The organism is Paraburkholderia sp. 22099 (assembly GCF_052045835.1).
In the GTDB taxonomy this organism is placed as follows: domain Bacteria; phylum Pseudomonadota; class Gammaproteobacteria; order Burkholderiales; family Burkholderiaceae; genus Paraburkholderia; species Paraburkholderia terricola.
Window position 1 is genome coordinate 253,500 of sequence record NZ_JBQEPU010000001.1, and the last position, 20,022, is coordinate 273,521.

Genomic DNA, 20,022 nt, shown 5'->3' on the forward strand with positions numbered 1-20,022 from the left:
TGAAAAGAATATTGTAGCGGTCGATGGCGGCGGCATGGGCGCCTTGGCGCGATGGCGGGGTTGTTCGGTGGTCGGCGTCCGCCGCGACGATTCGCGACGAGCGCCGTGCCAGCATCGGACGAAGCTGCGTGAGCCGCGAAGCTCACGCTCGCCCGTGCTTACTCGCCCGTGTTCGCCACGATGTAGTCCTTCACGCGCTGCGCGTCCGCCGGCAGCACCTCGAAACGCTGCGGCAGCGCCTCCAGGCCCGAGAACGCGGCCGGACGCTCCGGCTCGCGCAGCAGCGCTTCGCGGATCGTCTCGCCGAACTTGATCGGCTGCGCGGTTTCCAGCACGATCATCGGAATGCCGGGCTGCAAATGCTCGCGCGCCACCTTCAGGCCGTCGGCCGTATGCGTGTCGATCATCGTGTCGTAACGCTCGAACACGTCGCGGATCGCTTCCACGCGATCGTCGTGGCTGCTGCGGCCCGACACGAAACCGAATTCCTTCACGCGCGCGAAGTCGCCGCTCGCCGCGAGGTCGAAACCACCCTTCTCCTCGACGTCGCGGAACAGTTGCAGCACGCGCGCCGGATCGCGGCCCAGCAGATCGAAGACGAAGCGCTCGAAGTTCGACGCCTTCGAAATATCCATGCTCGGGCTGCTGGTGTGATACGTCTCCACCGCCTTGCGCACGCGGTAGATGCCGGTGCGGAAGAATTCATCGAGCACGTCGTTTTCGTTCGTGGCGACCACCAGCTTTTCGATCGGCAAACCCATCATGCGCGCGATGTGACCCGCGCAGACGTTGCCGAAATTACCCGACGGCACCGTGAACGACACGCGTTCGTCGTTCGACTTCGTCGCGGCAAAGTAGCCCTTGAAGTAGTACACGACTTGCGCGACGACGCGCGCCCAGTTGATCGAGTTGACCGTGCCGATCTTGTGCTTCGCCTTGAACGCATGATCGTTCGAGACCGCTTTCACGATGTCCTGGCAATCGTCGAACACGCCTTCGACCGCGAGGTTGAAGATGTTCGGGTCTTGCAGGCTGTACATCTGCGCGGTCTGGAACGCGCTCATTTTCTTATGCGGCGACAGCATGAACACGCGAATGCCCTGCTTGCCGCGCATCGCGTATTCAGCGGCGCTGCCGGTGTCGCCCGAGGTCGCGCCGAGAATGTTCAGCGTCTCGCCGTGCTTCGCCAACGCGTACTCGAACAGGTTGCCGATCAACTGCATCGCCATGTCCTTGAACGCGAGCGTCGGACCGTTCGACAGTTCCAGCAGCGACAGCGGCGCACCGTTCTCGACGCCGAGCGTCTTCAACGGCGTGATCTGCGCGGCGCTTTCGTCGTCGCGCACGTGGCAGTACGTTTCGCCCGTGTACGTCTTGCGCGTGAGCGCGCGCAGGTCTTCGGCGGGAATGTCGTCGCTGAATTTCGACAGGATCTCGAACGCGAGATCGGCATACGGCAGCGTACGCCAGCGCGTGAGTTCGTCGCCGGTCACGCGCGGGTATTCGGCGGGCAGGTACAGGCCGCCGTCTTTCGCGAGACCGCCCAGCAGGATGTCGGAAAAGGTATGGCGCTCGCCGGCTCCGACGCCGCGCGTAGAGAGGTAGTTCATAGTTCGGCCTAGTTCAGCGCTTCCATGCGCAGCTTCGTGACTTGGGAGACGACGGTCTTCAACGCTTCGATGGTCTTGATCGCGGCGTTGACGTTCTTTTCGACCGTCTCGTGCGTGATCAGGATGATGTCGGTTTCGCCCTTGCCGTTCGCGTCGACCTGCTCCGATTCCTTCTGCAGCAGCGCGTCGATCGAAATGCCCGTGTCGGCCAGAATGCGCGTGATGTCGGCCAGCACGCCGGTCACGTCCGCGACCCGCAGGCGCAGGTAGTAGCCGCTCGTCACTTCGTCGATCGGCAGGATCGGGGTGCTCGACAGGCTGTCCGGCTGGAACGCCAGATGCGGCACGCGATGCTCGGGGTCCGCCGTGTGCAGGCGCGTCACGTCGACCAGATCGGCAACCACCGCGGACGCCGTCGGCTCCGCGCCCGCGCCCTTGCCGTAATAGAGCGTCGCGCCGACCGCGTCGCCATGCACGACGACCGCGTTCATCGCGCCTTCCACATTCGCCAGCAGACGCTTCTCGGGAATCAGCGTGGGATGCACGCGCAATTCGATGCCTTTATCCGTGCGGCGCGCGATGCCGAGCAGCTTGATGCGGTAGCCGAGTTCCTCGGCGTATTTGATGTCAATTGCGGCGAGCTTGCTGATGCCTTCCACATAAGCCTTGTCGAACTGCACGGGCACGCCGAACGCGATCGCGCTCATGATCGTCGCCTTGTGCGCGGCGTCCACGCCTTCGATGTCGAAGGTCGGATCGGCTTCGGCATAGCCCAGTTCCTGCGCGGCCTTCAGCGCGGTCGCGAAGTCGAGGCCGCGGTCGCGCATTTCCGAGAGGATGTAATTCGTCGTACCGTTGATGATGCCCGCGATGTACTGGATGCGATTGGCCGTGAGCCCTTCGCGCAGCGCCTTGATGATCGGAATGCCGCCCGCCACCGCCGCCTCGAACGCCACCATCACGCCGTTGGCGCGCGCCGCCTCGAAAATCTCCGTGCCGTGCACCGCGAGCAGCGCCTTGTTGGCCGTGACCACGTGCTTGCCGTTGTTGATCGCGCGCAGCACGAGGTCGCGCGCGACGCCCGTGCCGCCGATCATTTCCGCCACGATGGCGATCGAGGGATCGTCCACCACCGCGTTGAAGTCGTCGGTCAACGCCACCGTGCCGGCCGCGCCGCCGAGCGCCGCGCTCGCCTTGGCGGGATTGCGCACGGCAATGCGCGCGATCTCGATGCCGCGGCCCGCGCGGCGTTTGATTTCTTCCTGATTGCGGCGCAGTACCGTGAAGGTGCCGCTGCCTACCGTGCCGAAGCCCAGCAGTCCAACTTTGATCGGTTCCATGCAGCGTGTGTTTTCGAGTAGGTGATTAAAAGGAAACGGGTGCCGGCGCGGCGCGCCATGCGCGTTATTGTGCGCTAGGCCGTGTGACGTTTGCGGTAACCGTCGAGAAAGCGCGCGATCCGGTTGATCGAGTCCGCGAGATCGTCGACGTTCGGCAGGAACACGACGCGGAAGTGATCCGGCGTTTTCCAGTTGAAGCCGGTGCCCTGCACGAGCAGCACGCGCTCTTCCAGCAGAAGATCGAGGATGAACTGCTGGTCGTCCTGGATCGGATAGATCTTCGGGTCGAGGCGCGGGAACATGTACAGCGCCGCTTCGGGCTTCACGCAGCTCACGCCGGGAATCGCCGTCAACATGTCATACGCGAGTTGGCGCTGTTTGTACAGGCGCCCGCTCGGCACGATCAGGTCGTTGATGCTCTGATAGCCGCCGAGCGCGGTCTGGATCGCGTACTGGCCGGGCACGTTCGGGCACAGGCGCATGGACGCGAGAATGCCGAGCCCTTCGAAGTAGTCTTTCGCGTGGCGGCGGTTCTCGCCGGTCAGGCCCGAGATGAACATCCAGCCGGCGCGGTAGCCGCAGGAGCGGTAGCTCTTCGAGAGGCTGTTGAACGTGACGGTGAGCACGTCTTCGGAAAGCGCCGCGACCGACGTATGCACCTTGCCGTCGTAGACGATCTTGTCGTAGACCTCGTCGGCGAAGATGACGAGGCCGTGCTGGCGGGCGATCTCGATCAGGCCGAGCAGCAGTTCGTCCGAATACAGCGCGCCGGTGGGGTTGTTCGGGTTGATGACGACGAGCGCGCGCGTGTTCGGCGTAATCTTCGCGCGGATGTCGTCGAGGTCGGGCATCCAGCCGTTCGACTCGTCGCAGATGTAATGCACCGGCGTGCCGCCCGACAGGCTCACGCCGGCGGTCCACAGCGGATAGTCGGGCGCGGGCAGCAGCACTTCGTCGCCGTCGTTCAGCAGCCCCTGCAGCGCCATCACGATCAGTTCGGAGGCGCCATTGCCGATGTAGATGTCGTCCAGCTCGACGCCGTGCACGCCCTTTTGCTGCGTGTAATGCATGATCGCCTTGCGCGCGGCGAACACACCCTTGGAGTCCGAATACCCGGACGAGCCCGGCAGGTTCAGGATCATGTCCTGAATGATTTCATCGGGCGCCTCGAAGCCGAACGGCGCGAGATTGCCGATGTTCAGCTTGATGATGCGGTGGCCCTCTTCTTCGAGCCGCTTCGCATGTTCGAGGACGGGCCCGCGAATGTCGTAGCAGACATTCAACAACTTGTTGGATTTGAGAATCGGTTTCACGGCGGGCACTTCATCCTGGTTAATGAGCCTGGGGGCGAACAAGCGGAGGCGGCGACGCCGGGCCGGGCAAGTTCGCCGATATGGGACGTCGGGCGCGGCGCGCCCGACGACGACCGTCAGACGCGGATCGGCCGCCTTTTCGACCGGGTGGCGCCCGCGGGGATTGCGCCGATGCGCCGGCAAAACACCGGCAAACAGACGAGAACCCGACGAAATACGGACGAACAGCGGAGCAAAAACCGAGGCAGGTAGCCGGTTGGCCGCGCCCGTGTGCTCAGCGCAGCTTGTGACGGCGCCTGAGACGGCACTTGAGCGGGGGCGCCGCCAGGCGGCTAAAAAGTTATAATTTAGCGGATTTGGGCCGACTTCCGCAATGCGCCAGGCGCAACGGCAAGGCTTTTCGGCCGCTTCTGTCACGTTCGCATCTTCCATTCGCGTCGACTCGCCCTCGCCCGGCTGCGTCCGGTCAGGCCGCTAACACGCATGATGTCTCACGACGACTTCGGAAAACCGATTTGAAATTACATCAGGACGCAAGCGGCGCCCTCAACACCGTCACCGGTTACGGCGCCGACTATGTCGAAATCAATCTGGTGCGCCATTCGGGCAGCCTTCTCGTGCTGCCGGAGGCGCCTGTCATCCCCTGGCCCGTGTCCTCGTTCGACCAGTTGAGCGCCGAGCACTTCGCCATGCTGGTGGATTCCGCGCCCGAAGTGGTGGTGTTCGGCAGCGGCGAGCGGCTGCGCTTCCCGCATCCGCGCCTGACCGCCGCGCTGACCGCCAAACGCATCGGCGTGGAAACGATGGACTTCAAGGCCGCCTGCCGCACCTACAACATCCTGATGGCCGAAGGCCGCAAAGTCGCGGCGGCGTTGCTGATCGAAGCTTAGCGACGCCTGCGTCAGCGCCTCGTCGTTCGTGGCATCGTGATGCCGGCACGCGCCGCCATGCGCGATATCCAACGCGTTCCGGGCGGCCGAACGGCCTCGTCGCCCTGGCCGCGTCACGGCCGATAACGTACACTGCTGCGCCATCGGTGGCGTACCGGCGCCCAGAACAGGGCCCTGGCCCGCGTGAGCGCCTTGCACTGGCACAGCCGATGATGCGCCGACCGCCGCGGGAACCCGGCGCTTCGCCGGTAGCCGGCGAGCCGCCCAGGCGGCCCGCGGCGCTTCATGCAGCCGGTCATGCAGCCGCTCCCGCAGCCGTCTCGCGGACAGTCGGCCCCGGCATCGCCGATCGCCATTTCCAAACAACATCGCGTCGCCGCGCATGCGGCGTCGCCAAAAAGGTTGAGAATCCATGAACGATACGCCGTCGAGGCTAGCGCTCAATCGCACCACGATCCTGCTGCTGGTGCTGACCCTCGCCGTGATCTGGTTCGTGCCGCTCGGCTGGCGCCATCTGCTGCCGAGCGACGAAGGCCGCTACGCCGAAATGGCGCGCGAGATGTTCGTCACCGGCGACTGGATCACGCCGCGCTACAACGGCTACAAATACTTCGAGAAGCCGCCGCTGCAAACCTGGATGAACGCGCTCACGTTCGCGTGGTTCGGCGTCGGCGAATGGCAGGCGCGGCTCTATACCGCGCTGACCGGCTTCGCCGGCGTGCTGCTGATCGGCTTCACCGGCGCGCGGGTGTTCAACGCGGCGACCGGCGTGTTCGCGGCGATCGTGCTGGCGACTTCGCCGTACTGGAACCTGATGGGCCACTTCAACACGCTCGACATGGGCCTGTCGTTCTGGATGGAGCTGACGCTGTGCGCGCTGCTGCTCGCGCAGCGCCCCAATCTGCCGACCGCGCACACGCGGGCATGGATGTGGGTCTGCTGGGGCGCGATGGCGCTCGCCGTGCTCTCCAAGGGTCTTGTCGGCGTGATCCTGCCGGGCGCGGTGCTCGTGCTGTATACGCTGATCGCCCGCGACTGGGCGATGTGGAAGCGCCTGCACCTGATCGGCGGCCTGATCGTGTTCTTCGCGATCGTCGCGCCGTGGTTCGTGCTGGTGCAGCAGCGCAATCCGGAATTCCTCAACTTCTTTTTCATCGTTCAGCAGTTCAGGCGCTACCTGACGCCCGAACAGAACCGCCCCGGAGCCTTCTACTACTTCGTGCCGGTGCTGCTGGTGGGCTTTCTGCCGTGGCTTTCGATCACGGTGCAGAGCGTGCGCCACGCATGGCGCCTGCCGCGCCAGCCGAACGGCTTCGCCCCGGTGACGATGATGCTGGTGTGGACAGCGTTCATCTTCCTGTTCTTCAGCGCGTCGCATTCCAAACTGCTGTCCTACACGCTGCCGATCGCCCCGCCGATCGCGCTGGTGATCGGCATGTATCTGCCGCTCGTCACGCGTGACCAGTTGCGCCGCCATCTGGCCGGCTATGCGCTCTTTCTTGTGGCGGCCGCGTTTGCCGCGCTGTTTTTGTCGCGCTTCGGCAGCGAGCGCAATCCGGCCGAGCTGTACGCCGAATACCGCGGCTGGGTGCTGGCGGCGCTCGCCGTCGCGTTCGTGTTGACGCTCGCCGCGCTGTGGCTGAACCGCCGCAGCCGGGCCGGCAGCCTTGGCACGATCGTGACCTTCGCCACGGCGTGGCTGTTGCTCGGCACGATCGCCGGCACCGGTCACGACGTGTTCGGCCGGCTGAGTTCCGGCGCGCAGCTCGCGCCCGCGATCAAGGCCGAGATGGCGAAGTTGCCGGCGGATACGCCGTTCTATTCGGTCGGCGTGCTCGATCACACGTTGCCGTTCTACATCGGGCACACCACGATCATGGTCGAGCATCCCGACGAACTGGCGTTCGGGATATCCGTCGAGCCGCACAAGTGGCTGCCGTCGATCGACGCCTGGATCGAGCGCTGGAAGGCCGAGCGCTACGCGCTCGCGCTGATCCCGCCGCCGATCTACGACCGGCTTCTGAAGCAAGGCCTGCCGATGCAGGTGATCGCCCGCGATTCGCGCCGGGTGGTGGTGGCGAAGCCGCCGGCGGCGTCCGCTGGAGCGGCGCCCACCCCGGCGCCGAATGCCGCGGCGCCGGTGGAAAAACCGCAACAATGACCCCATATCAGGATCAGACCGTTCGATGAACCCGATTTCCCTCTTTTGCATCCTTGCCGGCGTGACGTTGAACGCCGGCGCGCAATTGCTGCTCAAAGCCGGAACCAATGCCGTTGGACACTTCGAATTCAGCCGTGCGAACATCCTGCCCATCGCCTTTCGTCTCGCGACCCAGCCGCCGATCATCGGCGGGCTCGCCTGCTATGTGATCAGCGTGGTCGTCTGGGTGGTGGGACTGTCGCGGGTGGACGTGTCGATCGCCTATCCGATGCTGTCGCTCGGCTACGTCGTCAACGCGTTCGCGGCGTGGTATCTGTTCGGCGAGGTGATGTCGGTGCAAAAGCTGGTGGGCATCGGCATCATTCTGATCGGTGTGGTGGTGCTGGCGCGCAGCTAGGTTGCCGGCAACGCGGCCCGGCCGGGCTCCGCGAACTCGCGGCGCTGCCGTGGCGGGAATGCGTGGCACAAAATACCGTAAGCCGGGCGTCACGTCGGCCAAGAAAAATGTAAGGTTGACCGCGTTATGCTGTGCGGTTACCGCCCTTTTTAGCCGCCACCCTGGATTTGCGCAGTCGTGCTTTTCGCGTTTCAGGCTGCGCCCTTTCATCGAGCCATGCATTCATGACCCAGTCAACACTCCCGTTCCTGCCGTTCGTCAAACCCGAGATCGATGAAGAAACGATCCAGGGCGTCGCCGACGTGCTCCGCTCCGGCTGGATCACCACCGGTCCGCAGAATCAGAAGTTCGAGGCGGCGCTTTCCGAATTTTGCGGCGGCCGTCCGGTGCGCACGTTCAACTCGGGCACGGCGACGCTCGAAATCGGGCTGCGCATCGCCGGCGTGGGCGAAGGCGACGAAGTCATCACCACGCCCGCCTCGTGGGTCTCGACCAGCAACGTGATCTACGAAACCGGCGCGACGCCGGTGTTCGCCGACATCGATCCGATCACGCGCAACATCGACCTCGATTTGCTGGAAAAGGCCATCACGCCGCGCACCAAGGCGATCATTCCGGTGTATCTGTCGGGCCTGCCGGTCGACATGGACCGCCTCTACGGCATCGCGCGCGCCCACAAGCTGCGCGTGGTCGAGGACGCGGCCCAGGCATTCGGCTCGACGTGGAAAGGCGAGCGCATCGGCAAGCTCGGCGACATGGTCTCGTTCAGCTTTCACGCGAACAAGAACCTGACCACCATCGAAGGCGGCGCGCTCGTGCTGAACAACGAGGAAGAAGCGGTCCTCGCGCAAAAGTACCGTCTGCAAGGCATCACCCGCACCGGCTTCGACGGCATGGATTGCGACGTGCTGGGCGGCAAGTACAACCTGACCGACGTCGCCGCGCGCGTCGGCCTCGGGCAGTTGCCGCATCTGGAGCGCTTTCTCGCGCAGCGCCGCAAACTCGTCCGCGCGTATTTCGCCGGGTTCGAAGGCGGCGCGGCGGTCAAGCTCGGCGTCGGCCTGCCGTTCGCGGACTTCGAGAACAGCAACTGGCACATGTTCCAGATCACGCTGCCGCTCGACCAACTCTCGATCGACCGCGCCGGTTTCATGGGACAGTTGAAGGAGCGCGGCATCGGCTCGGGCGTGCACTATCCGGCGATCCACCTGTTCTCGCTGTACCGGGCGCGCGGCTTCAAGGAAGGGATGTTCCCGCACGCGGAGCGCTTCGGCGCGACCAACGTCACGCTGCCGCTCTTCACGCTGATGAACGAAGGCGACGTGGCGCGGGTCTGCCGCGCGGTCAATGAAATTTGCGAACAATACGGAAAATAAGCGGAAATGATTTATACGGAACAACGCGCCGTCACGCCGGAAGTGTCGATCATCATTCCGGTGTACAACGAGGAAGCCGGGCTGGCCGCGCTATTCGCGCGCCTCTACCCGGCGCTCGATGCGCTCGGCACGTCGTATGAAGTGATCTTCATCAACGACGGCAGCCGCGACAAATCCGCTGCTCTCCTCGCCGAGCAGTTCCGCGCGCGGCCCGACACGAGCCGCGTGATCCTGCTGAACGGCAACTACGGTCAGCACATGGCGATTCTGGCGGGCTTCGAGCAGTCGCGCGGCGAGATCGTCATCACGCTCGACGCCGACCTGCAAAACCCGCCCGAGGAAATCGGCAAGCTGGTCAACAAGATGCGCGAAGGCTTCGACTACGTCGGCACGATTCGCCTGCAACGCCAGGACAGTTTGTGGCGCCGCAAGGCCTCGCGCGCGATGAACCGCCTGCGCGAGCGCATCACGCGCATCAAGATGACCGACCAGGGCTGCATGCTGCGCGCGTACAGCCGTCACATCATCGACACGATCAATCGCTGCGGCGAGATCAACACGTTCATTCCGGCGCTCGCGTATACCTTCGCGCAGAATCCGGTGGAAATCGAAGTCGCGCACGAAGAGCGTTTCGCCGGCGAATCGAAGTACTCGCTGTATTCGCTGATCCGCCTGAATTTCGACCTCGTCACCGGCTTTTCGGTGGTGCCGCTGCAGTGGCTGTCGTTCATCGGCGTGATCCTGTCGCTCGGGTCCGCGGCGCTCTTCGTGCTGCTGCTGATTCGCCGCTTCATCATCGGCGCGGAAGTGCAAGGTGTGTTCACGCTGTTCGCCATCACCTTCTTCCTGCTCGGCGTGATCATCTTCGCGCTGGGGCTGCTCGGCGAATACATCGGCCGGATCTATCAGCAGGTGCGCGCGCGTCCGCGCTATCTGGTGCAGACCATTCTCGAGCAGCGCGACGGCGCCGCCGTGAGCGAGGCGCCGCGTCAAACGGTCGTGCAGGCCGTGCAATCGGCGCCAGTCAATCAGGGACCCAATCCATGAAACCGCGCGCCGTCGTATTCGCGTATCACAACGTCGGCGTGCGCTGCCTGCAGGTGCTGCTCGCGCGCGGCGTCGAAGTGGCGCTGGTCGTCACGCACGAAGACAGCCCGAGCGAAAACATCTGGTTCGGCAGCGTCGCAACGGTGGCGGCCGAGCACGGCATTCCGGTCGTGACGCCGGCGGATCCGAAGAGCCCGGAACTGCGCGCCGCGGTGAGCGCCGCGCGGCCGGACTTCATCTTCTCGTTCTACTATCGCCACATGTTGCCGGTCGACCTGCTCGCGCTCGCCGCGCGCGGCGCCTACAACATGCACGGCTCGCTGTTGCCGAAATACCGCGGCCGCGTGCCGACCAACTGGGCGGTGATCCACGGTGAAACCGAGACCGGCGCGACGCTGCACGAAATGGCCGCGAAGCCCGACGCCGGCGCGATCATTGCGCAAACGCCCGTGCCGATCCTGCCCGACGACACCGCCGCGCAAGTATTCGACAAGGTCACGGTCGCCGCCGAGCAAACGCTGTGGCGTGTACTGCCGGCGCTGCTGGCGGGGGAAGCGCCGCATCTGCCGAACGATCTGTCGCAAGGCAGTTATTACGGCGGACGCAAGCCGGAAGACGGCCGCATCGACTGGACGCAGCCCGCGCAGCAGGTCTACAACCTGATCCGCGCGGTCGCGCCGCCCTATCCCGGCGCTTTCACCGACCTCGGCGGGCGGCGTTTCATCGTCGCTCGCGCGCGTCTGGCCGTGCCGGGCGCGCTCCGCTCGGATTTGCCCCCTGGCCTGCACGTAAGCGATAATGCCGTTTTCGCGATATGCGGCGACGGTCGCGCAATCGCCATCCACGAATTGCGGCACCAGCACGACGGCCACGAAACCGTTCTCACGCCGGCCGAATTCGCCCAGCTCATCCAAACTCCCCGTCACTCATGAAAACCGAAGGTTTCGCCAAAAAAGTCCTGATTCTGGGTGTGAACGGCTTCATCGGCCATCACCTGTCCAAACGCATTCTCGAAACCACCGATTGGGAAGTCTTCGGGATGGACATGCAAACCGAGCGTCTGGGCGACCTCCTCAATCATGAGCGGATGCACTTCTTCGAAGGCGACATCACGATCAACAAGGAGTGGGTCGAGTATCACATCAAGAAGTGCGATGTGATCCTGCCGCTGGTCGCGATCGCCACGCCCGCCACCTACGTGAAGCAGCCGCTGCGCGTGTTCGAGCTCGATTTCGAGGCGAACCTGCCGATCGTGCGTTCGGCCGTCAAGTACGGCAAGCACCTCGTGTTTCCGTCCACGTCCGAGGTCTACGGCATGTGCGCGGACGAGCAGTTCGATCCCGAAGAATCGCAACTGTCGTATGGCCCGATCAACAAGCCGCGCTGGATCTACGCGTGCTCGAAGCAGTTGATGGACCGCGTGATCTGGGGTTACGGCATGGAGGGCCTCAACTTCACGCTGTTCCGTCCGTTCAACTGGATCGGCCCGGGACTCGACTCGATCTACACGCCGAAGGAAGGCAGCTCGCGCGTGGTCACGCAGTTCCTCGGCCATATCGTGCGCGGCGAGAACATCAGTCTCGTGGACGGCGGCGCGCAAAAGCGCGCGTTCACGGATATCGACGACGGCATCGGCGCGCTGATGAAGATCATCGAGAACAAGAACCGGGTGGCGACGGGCAAGATCTACAACATCGGCAACCCGACCAACAACTTCTCCGTGCGCGAACTCGCGCACAAGATGCTGACGCTGGCCGCCGAATTCCCGGAGTACGCCGAGACCGCGAAGAAAGTGCAACTGGTCGAGACATCGTCGGGCGCGTACTACGGCGCGGGCTACCAGGACGTGCAGAACCGCGTGCCGAAGATCGACAACACGATGCAGGAACTCAACTGGGCGCCCAAGTCGACCTTCGACGAAGCGCTGCGCAAGATTTTCGAAGCGTATCGCGGCCACGTCGCGGAAGCACGCGCGCTCGTCGAACAGCAATAAGGCCGATCCTTGGCTCGTATCGTCCTGAAGATCGACGTCGACACGCTGCGCGGCACTCGCGAAGGCGTGCCGAATCTCGCGCGCATCTTCGACCGCTTCAAGGCGCGCGCCACGTTCCTCTTCAGCCTCGGGCCCGATCACACCGGTTGGGCGATGCGCCGCGTGTTGCGGCCGGGCTTTCTGAAGAAGGTGTCGCGCACCTCGGTGGTCGAGCACTACGGCATCCGGCAACTGATGTACGGCGTGCTGCTGCCCGGTCCCGACATCGGCGCGCGGGCGTCGGCGGAAATGCGCGCGATTCATGAAGCCGGCTTCGAATGCGGCATTCATACGTGGGATCACGTGTACTGGCAGGACAACGTGCGTTCGAAAGACCGCGCGTGGACCGCGGCGCAAATGCAGAAAAGCCACGACCGTTTCATCGAGGTGTTCGGCACGCCGCCCGTCACGCACGGCGCGGCCGGCTGGCAAATGAACGGCCACGCATTCGAACAGATCGACGCCTGGGGCATGCGCTACGCGTCCGACGGTCGCGGCCATTCGCCGTATCTGCCGGTGGTGGGCGGCAAGACGCTTGCACACGTGCAGATGCCCACCACGCTGCCCACGCTCGACGAAGTGCTCGGCGTGGACGGCGTCGACGAGCACAACGTCGCCGCATGGATGTTGAAGCATACCGAGAACAATCCGCACGATCAGGTGTTCACGCTGCACGCGGAACTCGAAGGGCAAAAGCTCGCCCCGATTTTCGAGCAGCTGCTGGACGGCTGGCGCGCGCAAGGCCATACCTTTGCGACCATGGGTGATTACCACGCCACGCTAGACCGCGGCACGCTGCCCACGTACCCTGTCACGTGGGGCGAAATTCCAGGCCGCTCCGGCGAGTTGATCGTCCAGCCCTCCTGACTGGCCGACCAGCAGCCGGCTCCGACGACCCTGAGCGCCGCGCGAAAACGTGCCCGCGCCGCGGTTCACTTTCCCCCACAAGCATCGATGCCAGGCCGACGCCGCCAGCAATCATCCATTCGGCGCCGGCCATAACAACCGGAGAACCTCGTGCCCATCGCAGTCGACCAACCCATCCCCGACTTCACCGCCCCCGCTACCGGCGGCGAGATCACGCTGTCCAAGCTGCGGGGCAAGAAGGTGGTGCTGTATTTTTATCCGAAGGACAACACGCCGGGCTGCACGACCGAAGGTCTGCAATTCCGCGATCTGTATCCGAAGTTCAAGAAGGCCGGCGCCGAAATTCTCGGCGTGTCGCGCGACAGCCTGCGCTCGCATGACAACTTCAAGGCCAAGCTCGAACTGCCCTTCCCGCTGATCTCGGACCCTGAAGAAACGCTGTGCGCGCTCTTCAACGTCATCAAAATGAAGAAAATGTATGGCAAGGAAGTACGGGGAATCGAGCGCTCGACGTTCCTGATCGACGCTGAAGGCGTGCTGCGCCAGGAGTGGCGCGGCGTGAAGGTGCCAGGGCATGTCGACGACATTCTGGAAGCTGTACAAGCGCTGTGAGGCGCGTTATATTGGGCCGCAATGAGTGCCTGTCCACCCCATTCCTTCCGCGGCTGTGCCGGACTTGACAGTGGTCTTGTCGAAGTCGTGAGGCGCAACGCGATGACCGTAGGCGAGCCGCTTGCCCCGTACGCCGGGGCGGCGGCTTTTTTAATTGCGCGCGGCCGTTCGTTCACTCGGCCGCGCGTTTCCGTTAAGGAGCCGATCGAAGACCAGGCGAACCGGCATCTCTAGACCGAATGCGCGCCTCCGGGCGCAAACTGCGTGCGCACTCACGCGCACCGGCAGAATGCGACAGGCGGCGCACGATATGTGACCCGACTTTTTCGAGGGAAACCATGCCTTTGCCTACCCCCCCCAGCAAGCTCGGCAATCTCCTGCCGCCTGACGAATACAAGGCCAAGGCCGCCACGCCGGCGCGCTCCGCCGCGAAGAAACAGGCTGGCGACGGGGACAACGCGGAGCCGGCCGATTACGGCCGCGCCAATGTCGCCACGCCGATGGCGCATGCCGCCAATGCCGCGACCACCTTGCGGCCCGTGCCGGCGTCGCCGGCTGCCCCTGCTTCGTCCGCCGCAGCCGCGCAAGCCGCGCCGGCGCCCGGCCGGAAATCGCGGCAGAAGGCCGCGTTGCTGCAACCGGTTCCCGCCGCTCGTCCGCAGGCGGAGCCGGCTGCACCCGCGGCCGAAGCACAGCCGGTCGTCGCGCGCGCGCCGAGCGCGAAACAGCCTGCCGCGAGCGCGCCCGCCGTCACGGCGCCAGGCACGCGCGGCACCGGCAAGAAGCGCGGCGCCGCCACCGGCACGCTCGAAATGCAGAAGCTCTTCGTGCTCGACACGAACGTGCTGATGCACGATCCAAGCTGCCTGTTCCGTTTCGAGGAGCACGACGTCTATCTGCCGATGATGACGTTGGAAGAGCTCGACAACCACAAAAAGGGCATGTCGGAAGTCGCGCGCAACGCTCGCCAGGTGAGCCGCACGCTGGACGCGCTGGTCGCGAACGCCGGCAACATGTCCGACGGCATTTCGCTGGCGCGTCTGGGCAGCCGCGAGGCGTCCGGGCGTCTGTATTTCCAGACCAAGCTCACCGCCATCGAGCCGGTCGAAGGCCTGCCGGAAGGCAAGGCCGACAATCAGATTCTCGGCGTCGTGCGAGCGTTGCAGCGCGACCGGATGGACCGTCAGGTCGTGCTGGTGTCGAAAGACATCAACATGCGCATCAAGGCGCATGCGCTCGGCCTGCCCGCCGAGGATTACTTCAACGACCAGGTGCTCGAGGACAGCGATCTGCTGTACTCCGGCATCCGTGCGCTGCCGCAGGATTTCTGGACCAGGCACGCGAAGGGCATGGAGAGCTGGCAGGACACGAAAACCGGCACCACCTATTACCGTGTGACGGGGCCGCTGTGCGCCTCGATGCTGGTCAACGAGTTCGTTTATCTGGAACCGCAGAACGGCGAGCCGACGTTTCATGCGCTGGTGCGCGAACTGAACGGCAAGACGGCGCTGCTGCAGACCCTGCGCGATTACGGTCATCATAAGAACAACGTGTGGGGCATCACCGCGCGCAACCGCGAGCAGAACTTCGCACTCAACCTGTTGATGAATCCGGAAATCGACTTCGTCACGCTGCTGGGTCAGGCGGGCACCGGCAAGACGCTGGTCGCGCTCGCGGCCGGTCTCGCGCAGGTGCTCGACGACAAGCGCTACAACGAGATCATCGTGACGCGCGCGACGGTGCCGGTCGGCGAAGACATCGGCTTTCTGCCGGGTACGGAAGAGGAAAAGATGCAGCCGTGGATGGGCGCATTCGACGACAACCTCGAAGTCCTGCAGAAAACCGACGATGCCGCCGGCGAATGGGGCCGCGCCGCGACTCAGGAACTGATCCGCTCGCGCCTGAAGGTCAAGAGCATGAACTTCATGCGCGGCCGCACGTTCGTGGACAAGTATCTGATCATCGACGAGGCGCAGAACCTGACGCCGAAGCAGATGAAGACGCTGGTCACGCGCGCGGGTCCGGGCACCAAGATCATCTGTCTCGGCAATATCGCGCAGATCGACACGCCTTACCTGACGGAAGGCAGTTCGGGGTTGACCTATGTGGTCGACCGCTTCAAGGGCTGGGCGCACAGCGGCCACGTGACGCTGGCGCGCGGCGAACGCTCCCGTCTCGCCGACTACGCGTCGGAAATTCTTTAAGTTTCAGCGCATTGGCGTGACATCCAAGCCGCGTCCGGAGCATTCCGGACGCGGCTTTTTCATGCGCCGCGCGTTCGGTTCTGGCCACACTTAGCGCACGAACTTCAAGTAATTCATCAGGAATTCTTGCCGCAGCCATGCAGTGCGGGCTACCATCCCGACATCGTTTGCCATTAAACGAGCGTTTACCGCTCGGTCGTCCTCATGCGCCGACTCGCCTTTTCGCTGCTGACCGTTGTGCTGCTCGCCGCCTGTGCCGGCGCGCCGCAGAAGACGTCGCGCGGGTCGGGTTCGTCGGTGGCGGTCGCGAATGGCGCTTATCGCGCGCCGCCCGCGGGCTTCCCGAATTTCGTCGATCACAGCGTGGGCCGCGAGGAAATCTCGATCCAGGCGATGAGTCTCGTCGGCATCCCCTACCGTTGGGGCGGCAATACGCCGGATAGCGGCTTCGATTGCAGCGGCCTGGTTCGCTACGTGGTCGCGCGTGCCGCATCGGTGAATCTGCCGCGGACCACCGCCGACATGAGCGGGCGCGGCGAATCGATCGAGCCGGACGGAATCGCGCCGGGGGACCTGATTTTCTTCAATACGACGGGGCGCGCGCACTCGCACGTCGGCATCTACGTCGGCAAGCTGCGCTTCGTCAATGCGCCGTCGACGGGCGGCACCGTGCGGCTCGATTACCTGACCAATCCGTATTGGGCCAAGCGCTTCGACGGTATTCGTCGCGTGGCCGCGCCGGCCGCGAAACCGACCCCGTTCGATACGCCGAACTATCAAGCCTCGGCGCCGCAGCCCGAGCGCGTCATGCCGGGCGAGTCGATGGCGTCGACGGGCCCGGCGGCCGCGCCGGCGAAGGCAACGCAGACTTCACCGGCTTACGCGGCCGGCGCCACCGCGCCGCAACAGGCGAGCCGCATCGCGACGGCGTCTCGTGCTCCATCGAGCGCGGGCGCTCAATCGGCCGCCGCAGTCGTGACAGCAGCGCCAGCGCCGCAAGCTGACGCGTTCGAACCGCCGCCGCCCGGCATGAGCGCCGCGCAGATCCAGGCGCGAGCGGCAGGCGCGGTATCCCCGGCGGCTGTTCCCGCGGCTCAAGCCGGTGTCTACGACGCCGCCGGGGGCTCGGCGACGCAACCGGCGACCACTGCAAGCACCGCAAGCACTGGCCAGCAGACATCGGGCAGCCGGACGCCTGACCCGATCGACGCCGCCGCCGATGCGTTCGAACCGCCGCCGCCCGCTTCGGTGGCCGCCCGCCAGGCCCAGCAAGCGGGTGCCAATGGCGGCGACGTACAGATCATGCGCGCCTCGACGGCCTCGCGCGGCACCCCCGCTCCTTCGCAAACCAACGACGACCCCATCGCCCGTTTCGCCAACGGCAACTTCTAAAGGCGGCAACGCAACTCGGCTGTGCATCGCGCAACCGGAGGAGAGCCGAGTACCATGCACAGCGCGCCGCACCACGAGCCAACGCATCACGCCTCGCCCGCCGATCTGCTATCGTCACCGATATTTCTTCCGACAGCGGGTGGTAACAATGGACCTCGGGCTGAAAGACAAGGTGGTGTTGATCACGGGCGGCAGCAAGGGAATCGGGCTTGCCTGCGCCCGCGCATTCGCGTTGGAGGGCGCCAGGGTCGCGATCGTCTCGCGCGACCCCGCCAATCTGGCGCGCGCTTACGAGCAGTTGAAACAGGAGGGTCTGCACGTGCACCGCACCCGCGCCGATCTGCACGAGCCGCACAGCGCCGCCGATATCGTCGAGGAAGTCAGCGCCGCGGTTGGCCCGATCGACGTGCTGATCAACAGCGCGGGCGCCGCCCGCCGCTATGACCCGGAAACGCTCGACGCCGACGCGTTCCGCGCCACCATGGAAGCGAAGTATTTCCCCTACATCTATCCGCAGCAGGAAGTGTTGCGCCGCATGGCCGAGCGCGTGAAAACCGGCAGCGGCGCGGCGCCCGGCACGATCGTCAACATCATCGGCATGGGCGGCAAGGTTCCCAGCGATATCCATATCGCCGGCGGCGCCGCGAATGCCGCGCTGATGCTCGCGACCGTCGGCCTCGCTCACTATTACGCGCGCTACGGCATCCGCATCAACGCGATCAACCCCGGTTCCACGCTGACCGAACGCGTCGAGGAAGCGGTCAACCTGGAAGCGACGCAGCAAGGCATCGAGAACACGGAGGCGCTCGCGCGCGGCCAGGCGAAAGTGCCGCTCGGACGCTTTGCGAAGCCGGAAGAAATCGCCGACGTCGCGCTGTTTCTGGCGAGCCGCCGCGCGAGCTATGTGACAGGCGCGATCGTCCCGATGGACGGAGCCAGCGCGCCGCTGATCTGAACGGCGCGCTTCAAAGCGCTGTATGTGAATTGCGCGGAAGGCGGCGAGACCGCCCCGCGCTTACAGAAAGTGGTGGCCGAGCCACCAGCCGGCTGCGGCAAGGGCAGCGGAAGCCGGAATCGTCAAAATCCACGCCCAGACGATGTTGCCGGCCACGCCCCACCGCACCGCGCTCAACTTCTGCGTGGCGCCCACACCGACGATCGCGCCGGTGATCGTATGCGTGGTGGACACCGGAATGCCGAGTGCCGAGGCGGTAAACAGCGTGATCGCCCCACCCGCCTCCGCGCAAAAACCGCCGACCGGCTTGAGCTTGGTGATTTTCTGGCCCATTGTGCGGACGATCCGCCAGCCGCCGAACAGCGTGCCGAGGCCCATCGACAGATAACAGCCGCCGATCACCCATAGCGGCGGCGCTTCCGCGATCGACGACGCATAGCCGGTTGCAATCAGCAGCATCCAGATGATGCCGATGGTTTTCTGCGCGTCGTTGCCGCCGTGGCCGAGGCTGTATAAGCCCGCTGACAGCAGTTGCAGGCGCCGGAAACGCCGGTCGACCTTGCTCGGCGGCGTGCGGAAATACAGCCACGACACCGCCAGCATGAAGAACGATCCCAGCACGAAACCGAGCAGCGGCGAGATAAAGATGAAAGTCACCGTCTTCATCAAGCCGTCGAAATTGAGCGAGTCCCAGCCCGACTTGGCGAGCGCCGCGCCCACCAGCCCGCCGATCAGCGCATGCGAGGAGCTCGACGGAATGCCGTAATGCCAGGTGATGACGTTCCAGCCGATCGCGCCGACCAGCGCGCCGAAAATCACGTAATGGTCGACGATATTCGGATCGATCGTGCCCTTGCCGACGGTGGCCGCCACTTTCAGATGGAACACGAAATACGCGACGACGTTGAATGCCGCCGCGAAGGCCACCGCCTGCTGCGGCTTCAGCACGCCGGTGGAGACGACCGTGGCGATCGAATTCGCCGCGTCGTGAAAGCCGTTCATGAAGTCGAAAATCAGTGCGACGGCGACCAGGCCGGCGACGACCCAGATAGCGAGTTGTATCGATTGCATTATGCGTTTTCCAGCACGATGCCTTCGATGATGTTCGCTACGTCCTCACACTTGTCCGTGATCGTTTCGAGCAATTCGTAAATCGCTTTCAGCTTGATCAGGGTCTTGACGTTGTCTTCTTCGCGGAAGAGTTTCGACATGGCCGAGCGCAGCACGCGGTCGGCTTCCGATTCCAGACGGTCGATTTCCTCGCACGCCTTCAGAATCTGGCTCGCCTGCTTCATGTCCGACAGCAGGCTGACGGCGAACTGCACGCGCTCGGAGGTCGCCGTGCAGATGTGCGCCAGTTGGCTCGCTTCCGAGGTCACCGCCTGCACGTCGTACAGCGAAATGGCGGTGGCGACGTCCTCCATCAGATCGAGGATGTCGTCCATCGTGGTGATCAGCTTGTGGATCTCGTCGCGGTCGAGCGGCGTGATGAAGGTCTTGTGCAGCAGGTCGATGGTTTCGTGCGTGAGCTTGTCGGCAGCCTTCTCGGCTTTCTGCACGTTTTGCTTATGGGTCTCGGCGTCTTGCAGATTGTCGATCAGCAGCTCGAGTTCGTGGCTCGCCGAGACGATGCACTTTGCGTGCGCATTGAAAATTTCAAAGAACTTGCCCTCGGTGGGCATGAATCGACCGAACATTGGGATCCCGGAAATTGGTCACGTAATGGCTGACATAAAACCGCCATATTGTACCGTTCCGGGGTGGATGCCGCACTTGTGAAAGCGCCGTTACAACAGGCGCGTGAGTTGTCGCTTTACTTCCTGGGC

General features: G+C 64.4%; 17 protein-coding genes. 12 read left to right on the plus strand and 5 right to left on the minus strand.

The genetic code is table 11. The features are described from left to right. Nucleotides 1–158 precede the first annotated feature (158 nt). The 3 genes from thrC to ACTJLC_RS01080 form a co-directional block, all read right to left on the minus strand. Nucleotides 159–1,610 carry a threonine synthase gene (gene thrC / locus ACTJLC_RS01070; protein WP_440843186.1) on the minus strand — a complete coding sequence of 484 codons (1,452 nt, stop codon included), beginning with the start codon at nucleotides 1,608–1,610 and terminating at the stop codon, nucleotides 159–161. Between the two features lie 8 nt (nucleotides 1,611–1,618). Next, on the minus strand, nucleotides 1,619–2,950 hold the full coding sequence (locus tag ACTJLC_RS01075; RefSeq protein WP_073426805.1) for a homoserine dehydrogenase: 1,332 nt from the start codon (nucleotides 2,948–2,950) through the stop codon (nucleotides 1,619–1,621). A gap of 74 nt (nucleotides 2,951–3,024) precedes the next feature. Further along, on the minus strand, nucleotides 3,025–4,272 hold the full coding sequence (locus tag ACTJLC_RS01080) for a pyridoxal phosphate-dependent aminotransferase (protein ID WP_073426806.1): 1,248 nt from the start codon (nucleotides 4,270–4,272) through the stop codon (nucleotides 3,025–3,027). A gap of 506 nt (nucleotides 4,273–4,778) precedes the next feature. On the opposite strand from ACTJLC_RS01080, the gene ACTJLC_RS01085 reads away from it, so the two are divergent. From ACTJLC_RS01085 to ACTJLC_RS01140, 12 genes are all read left to right on the plus strand, one after another. Then, a complete protein-coding gene (locus tag ACTJLC_RS01085; RefSeq protein ID WP_083083591.1) occupies nucleotides 4,779–5,153 on the plus strand; it encodes an Mth938-like domain-containing protein in 375 nt (124 codons plus the stop codon). 412 nt (nucleotides 5,154–5,565) lie between these two features. Continuing rightward, nucleotides 5,566–7,314, plus strand: a complete 1,749-nt coding sequence (locus ACTJLC_RS01090) for a glycosyltransferase family 39 protein (RefSeq protein ID WP_083083590.1) — start codon at nucleotides 5,566–5,568, stop codon at nucleotides 7,312–7,314. 25 nt (nucleotides 7,315–7,339) lie between these two features. Then, nucleotides 7,340–7,711 (plus strand): SMR family transporter, encoded by a 372-nt coding sequence (locus ACTJLC_RS01095; protein ID WP_073426809.1) that lies wholly within the window; start codon nucleotides 7,340–7,342, stop codon nucleotides 7,709–7,711. A gap of 224 nt (nucleotides 7,712–7,935) precedes the next feature. Beyond that, the gene (locus ACTJLC_RS01100) at nucleotides 7,936–9,087 is read left to right on the plus strand and encodes a DegT/DnrJ/EryC1/StrS family aminotransferase (RefSeq protein WP_073426810.1); all 1,152 of its coding nucleotides are present in this window, start codon (nucleotides 7,936–7,938) and stop codon (nucleotides 9,085–9,087) included. 6 nt (nucleotides 9,088–9,093) lie between these two features. Further along, a complete protein-coding gene (locus tag ACTJLC_RS01105; protein WP_073426811.1) occupies nucleotides 9,094–10,134 on the plus strand; it encodes a glycosyltransferase in 1,041 nt (346 codons plus the stop codon). Next, the gene (locus tag ACTJLC_RS01110; RefSeq protein WP_083083589.1) at nucleotides 10,131–11,066 is read left to right on the plus strand and encodes a formyltransferase; all 936 of its coding nucleotides are present in this window, start codon (nucleotides 10,131–10,133) and stop codon (nucleotides 11,064–11,066) included. Before ACTJLC_RS01105 ends, ACTJLC_RS01110 begins: the two co-directional genes overlap by 4 nt. Further along, nucleotides 11,063–12,127, plus strand: coding sequence for a bifunctional UDP-4-keto-pentose/UDP-xylose synthase (locus tag ACTJLC_RS01115; protein WP_073426813.1), 1,065 nt, complete (start codon nucleotides 11,063–11,065; stop codon nucleotides 12,125–12,127). The genes ACTJLC_RS01110 and ACTJLC_RS01115 overlap by 4 nt, the downstream gene beginning before the upstream one ends. A 9-nt stretch (nucleotides 12,128–12,136) precedes the next feature. Then, on the plus strand, nucleotides 12,137–13,033 hold the full coding sequence (locus ACTJLC_RS01120; protein ID WP_073426814.1) for a polysaccharide deacetylase family protein: 897 nt from the start codon (nucleotides 12,137–12,139) through the stop codon (nucleotides 13,031–13,033). Between the two features lie 150 nt (nucleotides 13,034–13,183). Then, nucleotides 13,184–13,645 (plus strand): peroxiredoxin, encoded by a 462-nt coding sequence (locus ACTJLC_RS01125; protein WP_073426815.1) that lies wholly within the window; start codon nucleotides 13,184–13,186, stop codon nucleotides 13,643–13,645. A gap of 338 nt (nucleotides 13,646–13,983) precedes the next feature. Then, nucleotides 13,984–15,849, plus strand: coding sequence for a PhoH family protein (locus tag ACTJLC_RS01130; protein WP_244744209.1), 1,866 nt, complete (start codon nucleotides 13,984–13,986; stop codon nucleotides 15,847–15,849). Between the two features lie 204 nt (nucleotides 15,850–16,053). Further along, nucleotides 16,054–17,241 (plus strand): NlpC/P60 family protein, encoded by a 1,188-nt coding sequence (locus tag ACTJLC_RS01135; protein WP_440843187.1) that lies wholly within the window; start codon nucleotides 16,054–16,056, stop codon nucleotides 17,239–17,241. Nucleotides 17,242–17,389: 148 nt separating this feature from the next. Continuing rightward, a complete protein-coding gene (locus ACTJLC_RS01140; RefSeq protein WP_073426818.1) occupies nucleotides 17,390–18,196 on the plus strand; it encodes an SDR family oxidoreductase in 807 nt (268 codons plus the stop codon). Nucleotides 18,197–18,256: 60 nt separating this feature from the next. Here the strand turns inward: ACTJLC_RS01140 and ACTJLC_RS01145 are convergent, their stop codons facing one another. Both ACTJLC_RS01145 and ACTJLC_RS01150 read right to left on the minus strand, forming a co-directional pair. Then, the gene (locus tag ACTJLC_RS01145; RefSeq protein WP_073426819.1) at nucleotides 18,257–19,267 is read right to left on the minus strand and encodes an inorganic phosphate transporter; all 1,011 of its coding nucleotides are present in this window, start codon (nucleotides 19,265–19,267) and stop codon (nucleotides 18,257–18,259) included. Further along, nucleotides 19,267–19,893 (minus strand): DUF47 domain-containing protein, encoded by a 627-nt coding sequence (locus ACTJLC_RS01150; protein ID WP_073426820.1) that lies wholly within the window; start codon nucleotides 19,891–19,893, stop codon nucleotides 19,267–19,269. Before ACTJLC_RS01150 ends, ACTJLC_RS01145 begins: the two co-directional genes overlap by 1 nt. Nucleotides 19,894–20,022 lie beyond the last annotated feature (129 nt).